The sequence below is a fragment of the Streptomyces sp. NPDC045899 genome (assembly GCF_056431485.1).
In genome coordinates, this window is the sequence record NZ_JBWKKP010000011.1 from 86940 (window position 1) to 102697 (window position 15758).

Annotated in this window: 14 protein-coding genes; 11 read left to right on the forward strand and 3 right to left on the reverse strand. The window is 73.0% G+C overall.

Features of this window, described 5'->3' with window-relative positions:
- Window positions 1-297: 297 nt before the first annotated feature.
- Window positions 298-1584 carry an MFS transporter gene (locus tag AC07FT_RS18130; protein WP_479177058.1) on the reverse strand — a complete coding sequence of 429 codons (1287 nt, stop codon included), beginning with the start codon at window positions 1582-1584 and terminating at the stop codon, window positions 298-300.
- Window positions 1585-1668: 84 nt separating this feature from the next.
- On the opposite strand from AC07FT_RS18130, the gene AC07FT_RS18135 reads away from it, so the two are divergent.
- The 6 genes from AC07FT_RS18135 (at window position 1669) to AC07FT_RS18160 (ending at window position 9643) form a co-directional block, all read left to right on the forward strand.
- The gene (locus AC07FT_RS18135) at window positions 1669-2625 is read left to right on the forward strand and encodes a LysR family transcriptional regulator (RefSeq protein ID WP_479177059.1); all 957 of its coding nucleotides are present in this window, start codon (window positions 1669-1671) and stop codon (window positions 2623-2625) included.
- 153 nt (window positions 2626-2778) lie between these two features.
- Window positions 2779-4200, forward strand: a complete 1422-nt coding sequence (locus AC07FT_RS18140) for a nitrate/nitrite transporter (RefSeq protein WP_479177060.1) — start codon at window positions 2779-2781, stop codon at window positions 4198-4200.
- A gap of 181 nt (window positions 4201-4381) precedes the next feature.
- A complete protein-coding gene (locus tag AC07FT_RS18145; RefSeq protein WP_479177061.1) occupies window positions 4382-5536 on the forward strand; it encodes a uroporphyrinogen-III synthase in 1155 nt (384 codons plus the stop codon).
- Between the two features lie 292 nt (window positions 5537-5828).
- Complete coding sequence (locus tag AC07FT_RS18150; RefSeq protein ID WP_308358591.1) at window positions 5829-6350, forward strand: sigma-70 family RNA polymerase sigma factor; 522 nt, start codon at window positions 5829-5831, stop codon at window positions 6348-6350.
- Window positions 6347-7108: an anti-sigma factor family protein gene (locus AC07FT_RS18155; RefSeq protein ID WP_479177062.1), complete on the forward strand. Its 762-nt coding sequence runs from the start codon at window positions 6347-6349 to the stop codon at window positions 7106-7108. Before AC07FT_RS18150 ends, AC07FT_RS18155 begins: the two co-directional genes overlap by 4 nt.
- A gap of 147 nt (window positions 7109-7255) precedes the next feature.
- Window positions 7256-9643, forward strand: coding sequence for a HelD family protein (locus AC07FT_RS18160; protein ID WP_479177063.1), 2388 nt, complete (start codon window positions 7256-7258; stop codon window positions 9641-9643).
- 218 nt (window positions 9644-9861) lie between these two features.
- Here AC07FT_RS18160 and AC07FT_RS18165 read toward each other — a convergent pair whose 3' ends face one another.
- On the reverse strand, window positions 9862-10068 hold the full coding sequence (locus AC07FT_RS18165) for a cold-shock protein (protein ID WP_362444227.1): 207 nt from the start codon (window positions 10066-10068) through the stop codon (window positions 9862-9864).
- A 261-nt stretch (window positions 10069-10329) separates the two neighbouring features.
- Here AC07FT_RS18165 and AC07FT_RS18170 point away from each other — a divergent pair, with 261 nt between their 5' ends.
- Window positions 10330-11751, forward strand: a complete 1422-nt coding sequence (locus AC07FT_RS18170; protein WP_479177064.1) for an NAD-dependent malic enzyme — start codon at window positions 10330-10332, stop codon at window positions 11749-11751.
- A 255-nt stretch (window positions 11752-12006) separates the two neighbouring features.
- Window positions 12007-12288: an HU family DNA-binding protein gene (locus AC07FT_RS18175; protein ID WP_014179130.1), complete on the forward strand. Its 282-nt coding sequence runs from the start codon at window positions 12007-12009 to the stop codon at window positions 12286-12288.
- A gap of 184 nt (window positions 12289-12472) precedes the next feature.
- On the opposite strand, the gene murA is transcribed toward AC07FT_RS18175, so the two are convergent.
- Complete coding sequence (gene murA, locus AC07FT_RS18180) at window positions 12473-13816, reverse strand: UDP-N-acetylglucosamine 1-carboxyvinyltransferase (protein WP_479177065.1); 1344 nt, start codon at window positions 13814-13816, stop codon at window positions 12473-12475.
- 240 nt (window positions 13817-14056) lie between these two features.
- Here murA and AC07FT_RS18185 point away from each other — a divergent pair, with 240 nt between their 5' ends.
- The 3 genes from AC07FT_RS18185 to AC07FT_RS18195 all read left to right on the forward strand — a co-directional run bounded on the left by AC07FT_RS18185 (window position 14057) and on the right by AC07FT_RS18195 (window position 15707).
- On the forward strand, window positions 14057-14644 hold the full coding sequence (locus AC07FT_RS18185; protein WP_431775764.1) for a YqgE/AlgH family protein: 588 nt from the start codon (window positions 14057-14059) through the stop codon (window positions 14642-14644).
- 106 nt (window positions 14645-14750) lie between these two features.
- Window positions 14751-15050, forward strand: coding sequence for a DUF3039 domain-containing protein (locus tag AC07FT_RS18190; RefSeq protein ID WP_254748266.1), 300 nt, complete (start codon window positions 14751-14753; stop codon window positions 15048-15050).
- Between the two features lie 234 nt (window positions 15051-15284).
- Window positions 15285-15707, forward strand: a complete 423-nt coding sequence (locus tag AC07FT_RS18195; RefSeq protein WP_479177066.1) for a recombinase family protein — start codon at window positions 15285-15287, stop codon at window positions 15705-15707.
- Window positions 15708-15758 lie beyond the last annotated feature (51 nt).

Below are 15758 nucleotides of genomic sequence, written 5' to 3' on the forward strand. Positions count from 1 at the left end.
TCTGTCCGGCATCGTCCCGTCGGCTCGCCCCCGTCGGGCGGGTGCGCGCGGTGCGGGCCGCATACGCCCGACGGGCCGTTGGCCCAGCGGCCTTCCGCTGACCGGTGCGGCCGTCGCGGTCTCGCATCGCCGCGCGCGGACGGTACGTCAGGCCCTCGGCGGTCTCCCCGTCCTGCCGTACGAAGGGCTCGGGGCCAGGCCGGGTGCGGAGGGGGTGCCGCGGGCCCCGGACCCGTCCGTCGGGCATCGGCCACCCCGCCGGGTCGCCCCGGCCGGGGCGTAGGGCACCCGGCCCGGTCAGGGGCGGGGGGTTGGGCGGCGGTGGCCTGCCAGGGCCGTGGTCAGGGCGAGGGCCGCGGCCGTTGCCGGGGTGGTGTACACGGAAGCGGAGCCCAGGTGGTCCGCCGTCCAGCCGCCCACCGCCGCGCCCGCCGAGATGCCGATGAGCAGAGCGGTGTAGACCGTGGTCATCCCCTCGTTGAGACGGGCGGGCGGGACCAGCCGGTGGACCAGGGACATCCCGGTGATCATCGTGGGCGCGGTCGCCATGCCGGCCAGGAAGAGCAGCGGGGCCAGGGCCGCCAGGCTGTCCGCCGCCAGCAGCGGGAGGACGGCCACGGCCATGGCGGCCACCCCCGTCACGAACCGGGTGGACAGCGCGCCCCGCAGCGGGAGCGCCCCGAAGACCAGCCCGGCGGCGCAGGAACCGGCCGCCTGGAGGGCGAGGACCGCGCCGCTCGCCCCGGCGCCGCCGAAGGACCGTACGGTGGCGACCGTCGCGACCTCCATGGAGCCGAACACCGCGCCCGTCGCCAGGAAGGTGCCCAGCAGGGCCCGCATCCCCGGGGTGCGCGTCAGCGGGACGGCGCGCTCCCCGGCGGCGGGGCGCGGGTGCGGCGGCGGTTCGGTGCGGCGCCGGGCGGCGAACAGCAGGGTGCCGGTCACCAGCAGCGCCGCCGCCGTGATCAGGCCGGCCTCCGGGAAGAGCGCCGTGCACAGCACCATGGCCAGCGCGGGGCCCGCCATGAAGCACACCTCGTCCACGACCTGCTCGAAGGAGGCGGCCGTGTGCCGGGCGGCCGCGTCGTCGGGGTGGAGCGCCGCCCAGCGGGCGCGGGTCATCGCACCGAGGCTGGGGACGCCCGAGGAGCCCGCCGCGCAGAGGAACAGCGCCCAGGCCGGGGCGCCGTGGTGGACGCACAGCACCATCGCGGCGGCGCCCAGCGCGAACACCACCACCGAGGGCACCGCGATCCGCGCCTGTCCGTACCGGTCCACCAGCCGTCCGAGCAGCGGGCCGGTCACCGCGGTGACCGCGACCCCGGTCGCCGAGACGGCGCCCGCCAGGGCGTAGGAGTCCCGCGCCATGGCGACCATCAGCACGTTGGCGACCCCGAGCATCGCCCCCGCCAGCCGTCCGGTGAACGCCGCGAGGGTGAACGCCAGCGCGCCCGGGGTGGCGAGCAGCCGCCCGTACGGGGCCAGGAACGCCGGAAGCCGACGCGGGCGACGGCGGCGGGCCCGGCCGCGGGCGGGCGGCGGAACACGGCGGACGACGGGCCGGGAGGCAAGGAAGAGGATCACCCCTCTACGGTCCTGGCCGTGCCCGTTTCCCGTCCAACACCTGATCGGGCCCCATTGACGCATCTGGGTTGTCAATATGGAGGGGTGAACCGGGACATCGAACCGCGGCTGCTGCGGGCCTTCGCCGCCGTCGCCGACGAACTGCACTTCACCCGTGCCGCCGCCCGCCTCTACGTCGCGCAGCAGGCGCTCAGCCGTGACATCCGCAGGCTGGAACGGGAGCTGGGCGCCGAGCTGTTCGTCCGCACCACCCGTCAGGTCGCCCTGACCGCCGAGGGCGAGCGGCTGCTGCCGTACGCGCGGCGGGTGCTCGCGGCGCAGGACGAGCTGGCCGCGGCCGCGGGCGGCGGGAGCGACCGTCCGCTGCTGGTGGACGTGGGCGCGCCGGTGAGCACCGGCAGCCGGGTGCTTGACGAGGCGCGGCGGCGGCTCGCCGCCGACACCGAGCTGGTGGCCCGCTACCACAGCGGCCTCACCGGCGCCGCCGCCGAACTGCTCGCCGGGCGCCTGGACGTCTCCTTCGGCCGCGCCCGCGGTCTGGACCCGGCGGTGCTGGCCGGTCTCGAACACCGCCCGGTGCGCTACGAGCGGATCGCGGTCGTCCTGCGCGAGGACCACCCGCTCGCCCACCGGGAGCGGATCCCGCTGGCCGCCCTCGCGGGCGAGACCCTCTACGCCGCCGCGGGCAACGCCGCCACCGCCGAGTGGACCGATCTGGCCGGGCAGTTGTTCGCCGGGCGCGGGATCGCGGTGGCCGAACCGTTCCCGGAGATCGGGGGCGAGGCGGAGTTCATCCGGATGGTGACCAAACGGCGCTGGTCGGTGCTGGCGAGCGAGGAGTTCGTCCAGGTGCCCGGTACGGTGCTGCGCCCGCTGATCGACCCGGTGCCGCTCTCCCCGGTCTCCGTCGTCTGGCGCAGGGGCCTGCGTCACCCCGGGCTGACCGCGCTGCTCGCCGCCGCGCACGACCTCGGCGCCCGTCACCGCTGGCTGGACCGCCCCCGCAACGCCTGGCTCCCGCGCCCGGAGGACATGCACTGACGACCCCGGCGCGCATCCGGTCCGCCCCGGCCCTCACCGCCCCGCGTCCGCCCGGGTGAGAGCAAGGTTTCGCCGGTGTCACCTGCCGCCACAGGCCGGTAACGCGCCCTCCCTAGCGTCGGTGGCGACACCGAGCACCGTGGAGGCGACGCGATGACTGCCCCGACCACCACCACCACCGCACGCAAGGGGGGCCGCTGGATCGAGCGGTGGGACCCGGAGGACGAGACGTTCTGGCGGGAGACCGGCCGCCGGACCGCCACCCGCAACCTGGTCTTCTCCATCCTGTCCGAGCACATCGGCTTCTCGCTGTGGAGCCTGTGGTCGGTGATGGTCCTGTTCATGGGGCCCGAGTACGGCGTGGACCCGGCCGGGAAGTTCTTCCTGGTCGCGATGCCGACCCTGGTCGGCGGGGTGCTGCGGGTGCCGTACACCTTCGCGGTGGCCCGCTTCGGCGGCCGCAACTGGACGGTGATCAGCGCCGCGCTGCTGCTGATCCCGGCCGTCGCCGCCGCCGTGGTGATGGAACCGGGCACCTCGTACACCACGTTCCTGGTGGTGGCGGCGCTCACCGGGGTGGGCGGCGGTAACTTCGCCTCCTCGATGACCAACATCAACTCCTTCTACCCGCTGCGGGAGAAGGGCTGGGCGCTCGGTCTGAACGCCGGGGGCGGCAACATCGGCGTCCCGGTGATCCAGCTCGTCGCACTGCTGGTCATCGGGACGGCCGGGGCCGCCCATCCGCGGATCGTGCTCGCCGTCTACCTCCCGCTCGTCGTGGTGGCGGCGGTGCTCGCGGCGCTGTTCATGGACAACCTGGCGCCGGTGCGCAACGACACCGGCGCGGCGCGGGAGGCGGCCCGCGATCCGCACACCTGGATCATGGCGCTGCTCTACGTCGGCACCTTCGGTTCCTTCATCGGCTACAGCTTCGCCTTCGGTCTGGTGCTCCAGAACCAGTTCGACCGCACCCCGCTCCAGGCCGCCTCGCTCACCTTCATCGGCCCGCTGCTGGGCTCGCTCATCCGCCCGGTCGGTGGGCGGCTCGCCGACACCTACGGCGGGGCGCGCATCACCCTGGTGAACTTCGCCGCCATGGCCGCCGCGGCCCTCGTGGTCGTCCACGCCTCCGCCCAGCGCTCCCTGGGGATCTTCCTCACCGGGTTCATCGCCCTGTTCGTCCTCAGCGGCCTGGGCAACGGCTCCACCTACAAGATGATCCCCGGGATCTTCCAGGCCAAGGCCGTCGCCCGCGGTCTGGCGGGGGAGGAGGCCGCGGCGTACGGGCGGCGGCTGTCCGGTGCGGCGATGGGGCTGATCGGGGCGGTCGGCGCGCTCGGCGGGCTGGGGATCAACCTCGCCTTCCGGGAGGCGTTCCTGACCGCCCACTCCGGCACCCCCGCCTTCGTCTCCTTCCTCGCCTTCTACGCCCTGTGCTCCGCGGTCACCTGGGCCGTCTACCTGCGCGGCGGCCGCGCGGCGGCGCCGTCCGACGAGGCCGCGACACGGGCGCCGGGGGCCTCCGGGGCGCAGGAGCGGCAGACTCCGCCGCAACCCGCCTACGCGGACGTCTGAGCCGGTGCGGCGCGGCTCACGGGGGTCGCGCCGCACGGCACGCGGCGTACGGCCGGGGGGAAGCCACCGGCCGTACGCCGCGTTACACCTGGGTAACCTCCGCGAACCGCGGTCGTCACGGGGCGGCGGCAGGATGCGGAGTCCGGAGGGGCCCATACGACAGTGAACCGGGACGAGAGCCATGCACCGAGACCAGAACACCGTGGGCCCGCTGGCCGGGTTCACCATCGGTGTCACCGCCGCCCGCCGGGCCGATGAGCTCGGCGCCCTGCTGCGGCGGCGCGGCGCCGAGGTGATGCACGCGCCCGCGCTGCGCATCGTGCCGCTCGCCGATGACTCCGAGCTGCTCACCGCCACCAAGCGGTTGCTCGACCACGCCCCCGACGTGGTCGTCGCCACCACCGCCATCGGCTTCCGCGGCTGGGTCGAGGCCGCCGACGGCTGGGGTCTGGGCGAGGCGCTGCTGGACCGGTTGCGCGGCGTCCGGCTGCTGGCCCGCGGCCCCAAGGTGCGCGGCGCCATCCGTGCCGCCGGGCTCACCGAGGAGTGGTCACCGGCCTCCGAGTCGATGGCCGAGGTGCTGGACCGGCTGCTGGAGGAGGGGGTCGACGGCCACCGGGTCGCCGTCCAGCTGCACGGTGAACCGCTGCCCGGTTTCGTGGAGTCGCTGCGCGCGGGCGGCGCGGAGGTGGTCGGGGTGCCGGTCTACCGCTGGATGCCGCCGGAGGACATCGCACCGGTGGACCGGCTGCTGGACGCCACCGTCGCCCGCGCCCTGGACGCGGTCACGTTCACCAGCGCCCCCGCCGCCGCGAGCCTGCTGGACCGGGCCGAACAGCGGGGTTTGCAGAGCGAGTTGCTCGAAGCGCTGCGCCATGACGTACTGCCCGCGTGCGTCGGTCCGGTGACCGCCCTGCCGCTGGAGGCCCACGACGTGCCGACCAGCCAGCCCGAACGGTTCCGGCTCGGCCCGCTCGTCCAGCTGCTGTCCCAGGAACTCCCGGGCCGGGTGAGGCCGTTGCCGGTGGCCGGACGGCGGCTGGAGATCCGCGGCCACGCCGCGGTCGTGGACGGTGAACTGCGTGCCGTACCGCCCGCGGGGATGGCCCTGCTGCGCGCCCTGGCCCGCCGCCCGGGGTGGGTGGTCGCGCGCGCCGAACTGCTGCGCGCGCTGCCGGGGGCGGGGCGCGACGAGCACGCCGTGGAGACGGCGATGGCCCGGCTGCGGACCGCGCTGGGCGCCCCGAAGCTGATCCAGACCGTGGTCAAACGCGGCTACCGGCTGGCGCTGGACCCGGCGGCGGACACCAAGTACGGCGATGCCGCGGCGGATTAGTCCAGGCCGGGGGCACCTCCCAGCGGTAGCTGGGGGAGAACCGAGCCCTCAAAAGACATGACGCAGGCCCCGGATGGGGGGACCGGGGCCTGCGGGGCGGAGATGGGGAGGGAGCCCTTCCTGGTGACCGGCACCCGCCCGGTGCCGGCTTCTCGGTCTCCAGTACGTGCCGAATACCCGGAAGCGTTCAGTCCGGAATTGGGGTGAACGTCACAGGAATCACGGTGAACGCCGTGCCATTCCCGCCCGTACCCCCCTCGACCCGGCGGCTTGCGTACGCAAAGATGCCCTCGTGACCGAGAGGACGACACCGGACGACGCGCTGATGCGCGCGCTCTACGCGGATCACGCGGGCCCGCTTCTCGCGTTCGTCCTGCGCTTGGTGGCGGGCGACCGCCACCGCGCGGAGGACGTGGTCCAGGAGACGCTGCTGCGGGCCTGGCGCAATGCGGACCAACTCCAGCGCGCGGGAGGGTCGGTGCGCCCCTGGCTGGTGACCGTGGCCCGCCGCATCGTCATCGACGGCCACCGCCAACGCCGCGCGCGCCCCCATGAGGTGGACGCCTCGCCCCTCGAGGTCATGCCCGCCGCGGACGACATCGACCGCGCCCTGCGCCAGATGACCCTCTCCGACGCCCTCGCCGATCTCACCGATGCGCACAGACAGGCGCTCGTCGAGACATACTTCAAGGGACGGACGGTGAGTGAGGCGGCCGAGGTGTTGCGCGTACCGCCGGGGACGGTGCGTTCCCGGGTCTTCTACGCGCTGCGCTCCCTGAAGCTCTCGCTCGAGGAAAGGGGGGTGACGGCATGATGCCGGCAGCGGACGACCAGCAGCACACCGCCGTCGGCGCCTACGCGCTCGGCGTGCTCGACCCCGCCGACGCGGCACGCTTCGAGGAGCACCTCATCGGCTGCGACCGGTGCGCCGCCGAACTCGACGAGCTGATGGGCATCCCACCGCTGCTGGCCGAGTTCGCCACCGCCCCGGACGGCCGGCCGATCCCGGATCCCGCCGGGCTCACCAGCGGCCCCGGCCCGGAGCTGCTCGACCGGCTGCTGGCCGACGTCACCGCCGGCCGCAAGGCGTCCGGCAGACGGCGGCTCTACCTCGTCGCCGCGGCCGCCGCCCTCATCGTCGGCGGCCCGCTCGCGGGTGCGGCCCTCACCTCCTCCTCCGGCGACGACGGCACGAAGCCGGTGGCCAGTGCGGCCAAGCAGGTCTACGAGGAGGGCCGGCGGAAGTTCACCGCGGTCGACCCCGTCACCAAGGTGGACGCCTCCGTCTCCCTCGAACAGAAGGGCTGGGGCACCGCCGTCGCCCTGAAGCTGGGCAATGTGAAGGGCCCGCGCTCCTGCGACCTGGTCGCCGTCGGCAAGGACGGCCACGAGGAGACGGTGACCACCTGGGCCGTGCCCACCTCGGGCTACGGCGTCAAGGACGGCGACGGCTCGCGCTGGAGCAAGGAGCCGCTGTACGCCCAGGGCGGCGCGGCGATGAACCAGGAGGACATCGCCCGGTTCGAGATCCGCACCCTGGACGGCGAACGGCTGGCCAAGGTCGAGCTCTGAGGGCGCCCGGGGCGCCCTCCCCGGTCACCGCCGCGATCGGCGGTGACCGGTCCGACCTGCGGGCCCGACCCGCACGGGAGACGCCCGAGCCGGTGCAAAAGGGGTGTACGGTTGACGGCTGCCCTAGGGAGACAGAAGGGGGCTTGGGTGGCCGCGCAGAACGCCACGCATGACAGCCGCACGGCTTCGCCGCCGGGCGGCGGGGACGGGATCCGGGACCGCGAGATCCGGACCGAGCAGGCACATCTGGACCGGGTGTACCGGCGCCTCGAGGAGAAGATCCACGAGGCGGAGTTCCTCATGGACGACGCCGCCAAGCGCGGCCAGGTCGGCACGCCCGGCGCGCTCGCCGAGCGGGACGCCCAGGTGTTCCGCGCCGGGGTCCACCTCAACCGGCTGAACAGCGAGTTCGAGGACTTCCTCTTCGGCCGGATCGACCTGCTCCTCGGCAAGGACGGCGAACGCGGTCCGGACGGGGCCTACACCTCGGTGGAGCCCGCCGACGACGCCATCCGCGCCGGGGAGGACGGCGACCGCGCGGAGATCGCCGAAACCCTGCACATCGGCCGGATAGGGGTGCTGGACGCCGACTACGCCCCGCTGGTGATCGACTGGCGGGCACCCGCGGCCGCGCCGTTCTACCGCTCCACCCCGGTCGCCCCCGGCCGGGTGGTCCGCCGCCGGGTCATCCGCAGCAAGGGCCGCCGGGTGCTCGGGGTCGAGGACGACCTGCTGCGCCCGGAGCTGACCGCGACCCTCGACGGCGGCGCGCTGCCGGTGGTCGGCGACGGGGCGCTGATGGCCGCGCTGGGCCAGGCCCGCGGCCACACGATGCGGGACATCGTCGCCTCCATCCAGGCCGAACAGGATCTGGTGATCCGGGCCCCCGCCGCCTCCGTCACCGAGGTCGAGGGCGGGCCCGGCACCGGCAAGACCGCCGTCGCCCTGCACCGCGCCGCCTACCTGCTCTACCAGGACCGGCGCCGGTACGCGGGCGGCATCCTGGTGGTCAGCCCCACCCCGCTGCTGGTCGCCTACACCGAGGGCGTGCTGCCCTCGCTGGGCGAGGAGGGCCAGGTCGCCATCCGCGCGGTCGGCTCCCTGGTGGACGGCGCCGAGGCCACCACCTACGACGATCCGGCCGTGGCCCGGATCAAGGGATCCTCACGGATGCAGAAGGTGCTGCGCAGGGCCGCCCGCGGCGCCCTGGAGATGCCCCGCGGGGGCAGACCCGGTGCGGGCCGCGGGGAGAGACCCGGCCGCCCGCCCGAGCGGCTGCGGGTGGTCGCCTTCGGCGCCCGCGTGGAGCTGGAGGCCGACGAGCTGCGCCGGATCCGCCAGCACGCGCTGGGCGGCACCGCCCCGGTCAACCTGCTGCGCCCCCGTGCCCGCCGGCTGCTGCTGGACGCGCTGTGGACGCGCTCCGGCGCCCAGCGGCGCTACACCGACCCCGAGCTGGCCGCCGAGGCCCGGGAGGGGTTCGACGAGGACATCTCCACCGAGGACGTCTTCCTGGACTTCCTGGACGCCTGGTGGCCCGAGCTGACCCCGCGCTCGGTGCTCGCCGCGATGGCCGACGAGAAGCGGCTCGGACGCTGGTCCCGCCGGGTGCTCAACCCGCGCGAGACCCGGCTGGTGGCCCGTTCCCTCACCCGCCTGGGCGAGGACGGCCAGGGTCCGCTGTCCGTCCACGACGTGGCGCTGCTGGACGAGCTCCAGACCGTGCTGGGCGCCCCCGCCCGGCCCGCCGCGCCCCGGGAGGCCGATCCGCTGGACCACCTCACCGGACTGGACGAGCTGACCACCCACGCCGACCGGACCGCGCAGCGCCGCGGCCGCGCCGACCGGCTGGAGCGCGAACGGACCGACTACGCCCACGTCATCGTGGACGAGGCACAGGATCTGACGCCCATGCAGTGGCGGATGGTGGGCCGGCGCGGCCGGCACGCCACCTGGACGGTGGTCGGCGACCCCGCGCAGAGCTCCTGGTCCGATCCGGAGGAGGCGGGGGCCGCACGTGACGAGGCGCTGGGCACCCGGCCGCGCCGCCGTTTCACCCTGACCGTCAACTACCGCAATCCGGCGGAGATCGCGGACCTGGCGGCCCGGGTCCTGGCGCTCGCCATGCCCGGTACCCCGTCGCCCGAGGCGGTCCGCTCCACCGGTGTCGAACCGCGGTTCGCGGCGGGGGAGAACGGCGGCCTGGGCGCGGCGGCGCGCGCGGAGGCGGTCCGGCTGCTGGAGGAGGTGGACGGCACCGTCGGCGTGGTCGTGGCGATGAACCGGCGTGAGCAGGCGCGCGGATGGCTGGAGGGCCTCGGCGACCGGGTGGTGGCACTGGGCAGTCTGGAGGCCAAGGGGCTCGAGTACGACGCGACGGTGGTGGTCTCCCCGGCGGAGATCGCCGATGAGTCCCCGGCGGGTCTGCGGGTGCTCTACGTGGCGCTGACCCGGGCCACCCAGCGGCTGACGGTGGTGTCGGGGGAGCGGGACGAGCCGGATCCGCAGGGCGTCCCGGACCTGCTGCGGGACTGACGCGGCCGATGTCTCCGGGCGCCGCCCGGAGGGTGATGACAGCCCCGGAAATCAACCCCCGAGGAGGGAATCGCTTCCGGGGATGGTTTGTTAGCCTTGCTGTGGCACCGGCTCGATCCAAGCCCCCGGGCCCAACCTTCGTCGCTTCGAGCGACCACTTGCCGCGAGGCGAGCATGGCGGGTCGGTGCCACCCTACGCATCGGAAGAGGTCCGTGTCCTAGCCCAGGACGCGGACCTCTTCGGCCTGCGGGCCCTTGCGGCCCTGGACGATCTGGAACTCCACCCGCTGGTCGTCGGCGAGGCTGCGGTAACCGCTGCCGTCGATCGAGCTGTAGTGGACGAAGACGTCCGGCCCGCCGCCCTCCTGGGCGATGAATCCGTAGCCCTTCTCGGCGTTGAACCACTTGACCGTGCCCTGAGCCATGCCTGCGCTCCTCGCTGTCCTTCGACGCTGTGCGCGGCAGAGCCTAGGACGGCGCGGTCGGCGTACGGTCCGCCTCGCGGGGGGTTCGCGCGAAGGAGTGGGGCTTTCCACTCCGCTGACCCCACTCTCGTATGTCAGAACAATATGTCCGAAAGTCGGGCCGGGTTACCTGGTACCGGAAGGTAGGTGTAACCATCTGAGGATGCGGCCGCTTCCCCGTGGCCGTACACCTGAAACAAGGGAAAGCAGAGGAAGACGGCCATGGCAACGGCGCCCAGCGTCTCGTACTCGATGACGGTCCGGCTGGAGGTGCCCGCGAGCGGTACCGCGGTCAGCCAGCTGACCACGGCCGTGGAGTCCTCCGGTGGCTCCGTCACCGGCCTCGACGTGACCGCCTCCGGTCACGAGAAGCTCCGGATCGACGTCACCATCGCCGCGACCTCGACCGCCCACGCGGACGAGATCGTCGAGGAGCTGCGGGGCATCGACGGGGTCACCCTCGGCAAGGTCTCGGACCGTACGTTCCTGATGCACCTCGGCGGCAAGATCGAGATGTCGTCGAAACACCCGATCCGCAACCGTGACGACCTCTCCATGGTCTACACGCCCGGTGTCGCCCGGGTCTGCCAGGCCATCGCGGACAACCCCGAGGACGCCCGGCGGCTGACCATCAAGCGCAACAGCGTCGCGGTGGTCACCGACGGCTCCGCGGTGCTGGGCCTGGGCAACATCGGCCCCAAGGCGGCGCTTCCGGTCATGGAGGGCAAGGCGGCCCTGTTCAAGCGGTTCGCGGGCATCGACGCCTGGCCGATCTGCCTGGACACCCAGAACACCGACGAGATCGTCGCGATCGTGAAGGCCATCGCCCCGGGCTTCGCCGGGATCAACCTGGAGGACATCTCCGCGCCCCGCTGCTTCGAGATCGAGGCCCGGCTGCGCGAGGCGCTGGACATCCCGGTCTTCCACGACGACCAGCACGGCACCGCCATCGTGGTGCTCGCGGCGCTGACCAACGCGCTGCGGGTGGTCGACAAGAAGATCGGCGACGTGCGGGTGGTGATGTCCGGCGCGGGCGCCGCGGGCACCGCGATCCTGCGGCTGCTGATCGCCGCGGGCGTCAAGCACGCGGTCGTCGCGGACATCCACGGTGTGGTGCACGCCGGGCGCCAGGACCTGGTCTCCGCCGACCCGGAGTCCCCGCTGCGCTGGATCGCCGACAACACCAACCCCGAGGGCGTCACCGGCACCCTGCGCGAGGCGGTGCGGGAGGCCGATGTCTTCATCGGGGTCTCCGCCCCGAACGTGCTGGGCGCCGAGGACGTGGCCGCCATGGCCGATGACGCGATCGTGTTCGCGCTGGCCAACCCCGACCCCGAGGTGGACCCGGCGATCGCCCGCCAGACCGCCGCCGTGGTCGCCACCGGCCGCTCGGACTTCCCCAACCAGATCAACAACGTACTGGTCTTCCCGGGTGTCTTCCGCGGGCTCCTGGACGCGCAGTCCCGTACGGTGAACACGGAAATGATGCTGGCGGCGGCCCGCGCGCTGGCGGATGTGGTCCACGACGAAGAGCTCAACGCGAACTACATCATCCCCAGCGTCTTCAACGACAAGGTGGCGGGCGCGGTCGCCGGAGCCGTGCGCGACGCGGCCAAGGCTGTGACCGGTACCACGGCGGTCTAGGCCGGGCACGGCGCGTCGCGTGCTGTGGGGTCCAGGGCGCACCCATAGGGTGGCGGGCAGAAAAACGACCGCCCTGGCGCTTTTCGTGTGACTCTCCGGGGTTCCGGATTGGCGTTCCCGCCACAGGTGGGGGCAGGATGCGTTCCGGGCGCGAGGGTCTGAACAGCAGACCCGGGTCCGGGGACTGTCCGAGGGCCCTGGCAGCATCGGCTTCGATCTCACGCCTCATTGGCAAGATGAACACGGGAGTACAACATGAACCGCAGTGAGCTGGTGGCCGCTCTGTCCGAGCGCGCCGAGGTGACCCGCAAGGACGCCGACGCCGTTCTGGCCGCCCTCGCAGAGGTGACCGGCGAGATTGTCGCCAAGGGCGACGAGAAGGTCACCATCCCCGGCTTCCTGACCTTCGAGCGCACCCACCGTGCCGCTCGCACCGCGCGCAACCCGCAGACCGGTGAGCCGATCGAGATCCCGGCCGGCTACAGCGTGAAGGTGTCCGCGGGCTCCAAGCTCAAGGAAGCCGCCAAGGGCAAGTAAGCGTCCGTACGAAGGGGCGGCCACCCGTTGGGGTTGGCCGCCCCTTCGCCGTGTTCCGGGGCCGCTGAGCCGCCTTCTGGCGCCGTTCTCGCCCCGTTCACGCCGAGCGCCGGGCCGCGGGAGCGGCCCGGCGCCGGCTCAGGGGTCGGTCACGGGCGGATATGCCCGGAATGGTGCAGCCGGGTCAGACCGCGTCGCTGCCGCCCGGCAGCTCGACCTTGGCGCCCAGCTCCATCAGCTTCGCCATGAAGTTCTCGTAGCCGCGGTTGATCAGGTCGATGCCGTGCACCCGCGAGGTGCCCTGCGCGGCCAGCGCCGCGATCAGGTAGGAGAAGCCGCCGCGCAGGTCGGGGATGACCAGATCGGAGCCCTGGAGCCTGGTGGGGCCGGAGACGACCGCCGAATGGAGGAAGTTGCGCTGGCCGAAGCGGCAGGCGGAGCCGCCCAGGCACTCCCGGTAGAGCTGGATGTGCGCGCCCATCTGGTTCAGCGCCGAGGTGAATCCCAGCCGGGACTCGTAGACCGTCTCGTGCACGATGGACAGGCCGGACGCCTGCGTCAGGGCGACCACCAGCGGCTGCTGCCAGTCGGTCTGGAAGCCGGGGTGGACATCGGTCTCCAGCGCGATGGCGTTGAGCTTGCCGCCGGGGTGCCAGAACCGTATGCCCTCGTCGCCGATGTCGAACGCGCCGCCGACCTTCCGGAAGGTGTTGAGGAAGGTCATCATCTCGCGCTGGCGGGCGCCGCGGACGAAGATGCTGCCCTCGGTCGCCAGCGCCGCGCTCGCCCAGGAAGCGGCCTCCAGGCGGTCCGGCAGGGCGCGGTGGTTGTAGCCGCCCAGTTTGTCGACACCGGTGATCCGGATGGTCCGGTCGGTGTCCATGGAGATGATGGCGCCCATCTTCTGCAGGACGCAGATGAGGTCCTCGATCTCCGGCTCGACGGCGGCGTTGGAGAGTTCCGTCACACCCTCCGCGAGCACCGCGGTCAGCAGCACCTGCTCGGTGGAGCCCACCGAGGGGTACGGCAGCCGGATCTTCGTGCCGCGCAGCCGGTGCGGGGCCTCCAGGTACTGGCCGTCCGCGCGCTTCTCGATGGTCGCGCCGAACTGGCGGAGCACGTCGAAGTGGAAGTCGATCGGACGGCCGCCGATGTCGCAGCCGCCGAGGCCGGGGATGAAGGCGTGGCCGAGGCGGTGCAGCAGCGGACCGCAGAAGAGGATCGGGATCCGCGACGAACCGGCGTGCGCGTCGATGTCGGCGACGTTGGCGCTCTCCACATGCGTGGGGTCGAGCACCAGTTCACCGGCCTCCTCGCCGGGGCGCACGGTGACCCCGTGCAGCTGGAGCAGGCCGCGGACCACCCGGACATCACGGATGTCGGGGACGTTGCGCAGCCGGCTCGGCGCACTGCCGAGGAGAGCGGCGACCATGGCCTTCGGCACGAGGTTCTTCGCGCCGCGGACACGGATCTCGCCCTCGAGCGGCGTACCGCCATGGACGAGCAGGACATCGTTCTCGCGGGTCATCTGGTCTCGCGTTCCTGTGACGGGCAAGGGGCCAAAAGGTAAGAGTAATGGCCGCCGAGACCCCCTCCGTAAGCCTCCTGCACCGGTCGTGACGTCATGAATCGGACGGAACACGTTCCGTTTCCGCCGGGGAGCCGACAGTCACGTGCGCCGCTCCTGCTGTCGTACGCCCCGACCTGCCCTCATACGGGAGTCGGATTCCACTCCCCGTCCGGGGCGGATGTGCGGGATCATGTGGCCATGACGGAGGTGTCCTCGCTCACAGGACGGCTGCTTGTCGCGACACCCGCGCTGGCCGACCCGAACTTCGACCGCGCGGTGGTGCTGCTCCTCGACCACGACGAGGAGGGCTCCCTCGGTGTGGTGCTGAACCGTCCCACCCCGGTGGGGGTCGGCGACATCCTGGAGTCCTGGGCCTCGCTGGCCGGGGAGCCCGGGGTGGTCTTCCAGGGCGGTCCGGTGTCGCTGGACTCCGCGCTGGGCGTGGCCGTGGTGCCGGGCGAGAGCGGCCGGGAGTCGGCGCGCAGCGAGGACGGACCACTCGGGTGGCGCAGAGTGCACGGGGCGATCGGACTGGTCGACCTGGAGGCGCCGCCGGAGCTGCTGGCGGCCGCCGTGGGCAGTCTGCGGATCTTCGCGGGGTACGCGGGCTGGGGGCCGGGCCAGCTGGAGGACGAGCTGTCCGACGGCGCCTGGTACGTGGTGGAGTCCGAGCCCGGGGACGTCTCCTCACCGGCTCCGGAGCGGCTGTGGCGGGCGGTGCTGCGGCGCCAGCGTAGCGAGCTGGCGATGGTCGCCACCTATCCGGACGACCCCTCGCTGAACTAGTCCGGTGAACTGGGCGGGCCCGGGGCGGTCCTGGGCCGGTCACCGGCCGGAACGTGGCCGGTCGCACATCCGCCGCACCGTGCGGGCATGAGTACCCTAGGGCTGTATGAGCACTCTTGAGCCCGAGCGCGGGGCAGGCACGGGGACCCTCGTTGAGCCGACACCACAGGTGTCGCACGGTGACGGCGACCACGAGCGCTATGCCCACTATGTACAGAAAGACAAGATCATGGAGAGCGCGCTCTCCGGATCTCCGGTGGTCGCACTCTGCGGCAAGGTCTGGGTCCCGGGACGGGACCCGAAGAAGTACCCGGTGTGCCCGATGTGCAAGGAGATCTTCGAGGGCATGGGCTCCGGCGGAGACGACAAGGGCAAGGACGGCGGCAAGGGCGGCGGCAAGAAGTAGCCCCCCGGCGCCCTGAGCGGCGCCCCGCCCCCGCTTCACGGCCCCGCGCGCGGCACGTCCGGCCCGCGTCCCCACCCCGGGGACGCGGGCCGGACGTGCCGCGTTCCGTTTGGTGTTCCCCCTGGCGTTCCGCTTCGTCTTCCGCGCGGTGGTCCGGGGCGCCGCCCGCACCGGCCGGTGACGGTTGACGCGTTCCCGGCACCGCGGCCGTGCCCGCCCACTAGTGTCGCTCCCATGAGCGGGCGTGCGGAGAGCGGATCGGCGTCGCGTGCGGTCTGTCTGGTGTTCGGGGCGCGAGAACTCGATGAGTCCGGCGAGCCCGACACGGAAGCCGCGGGCACCTACTGCCAGTTCGAGAAGGACTGGGACGCCCAGCTGGCGCGCTGTGCGCGGCTGGTGGAGGAGCGCGGCTACGCGTCCGCGGGCAGTTGTGTGGTCTCGGCGTCGCAGCCGGCCCTGCCGCGCCTCCTGGACTGGGCGGACGACCCGGGGTGCGAGATCGTCCTCGTCGCGAGCGCCCGCGTCCTGGCGCGGATCGAGAGCTCCTGGCCGGACTGGAGCGAGGTGACGGACCGTCTGAAGCGGTCGGGCGCACGGGTGGAGGCGGTTCCGTACCCCGAACCGACCTACCCCGGCGAAGAGTTGCCGAAGCGGTAACGGCAAACTTCCTGTGTCACGGAGTGGTTGAGACCTCTTGTCGCGGGCACC

What these genes read in the sequence shown, in the direction of transcription:
- AC07FT_RS18165 (WP_362444227.1), bottom strand. Translation starts at nt 10,068, where the DNA reads ATGGCTCAGGGCACGGTCAAGTGGTTCAACGCCGAGAAGGGCTACGGA.
- AC07FT_RS18195 (WP_479177066.1), top strand. Translation starts at nt 15,285, where the DNA reads ATGAGCGGGCGTGCGGAGAGCGGATCGGCGTCGCGTGCGGTCTGTCTG.
- AC07FT_RS18175 (WP_014179130.1), top strand. Translation starts at nt 12,007, where the DNA reads ATGAACCGCAGTGAGCTGGTGGCCGCTCTGTCCGAGCGCGCCGAGGTG.
- AC07FT_RS18185 (WP_431775764.1), top strand. Translation starts at nt 14,057, where the DNA reads ATGACGGAGGTGTCCTCGCTCACAGGACGGCTGCTTGTCGCGACACCC.
- AC07FT_RS18190 (WP_254748266.1), top strand. Translation starts at nt 14,751, where the DNA reads ATGAGCACTCTTGAGCCCGAGCGCGGGGCAGGCACGGGGACCCTCGTT.
- AC07FT_RS18155 (WP_479177062.1), top strand. Translation starts at nt 6,347, where the DNA reads ATGATGCCGGCAGCGGACGACCAGCAGCACACCGCCGTCGGCGCCTAC.
- AC07FT_RS18170 (WP_479177064.1), top strand. Translation starts at nt 10,330, where the DNA reads ATGGCAACGGCGCCCAGCGTCTCGTACTCGATGACGGTCCGGCTGGAG.
- murA (WP_479177065.1), bottom strand. Translation starts at nt 13,816, where the DNA reads ATGACCCGCGAGAACGATGTCCTGCTCGTCCATGGCGGTACGCCGCTC.
- AC07FT_RS18145 (WP_479177061.1), top strand. Translation starts at nt 4,382, where the DNA reads ATGCACCGAGACCAGAACACCGTGGGCCCGCTGGCCGGGTTCACCATC.
- AC07FT_RS18140 (WP_479177060.1), top strand. Translation starts at nt 2,779, where the DNA reads ATGACTGCCCCGACCACCACCACCACCGCACGCAAGGGGGGCCGCTGG.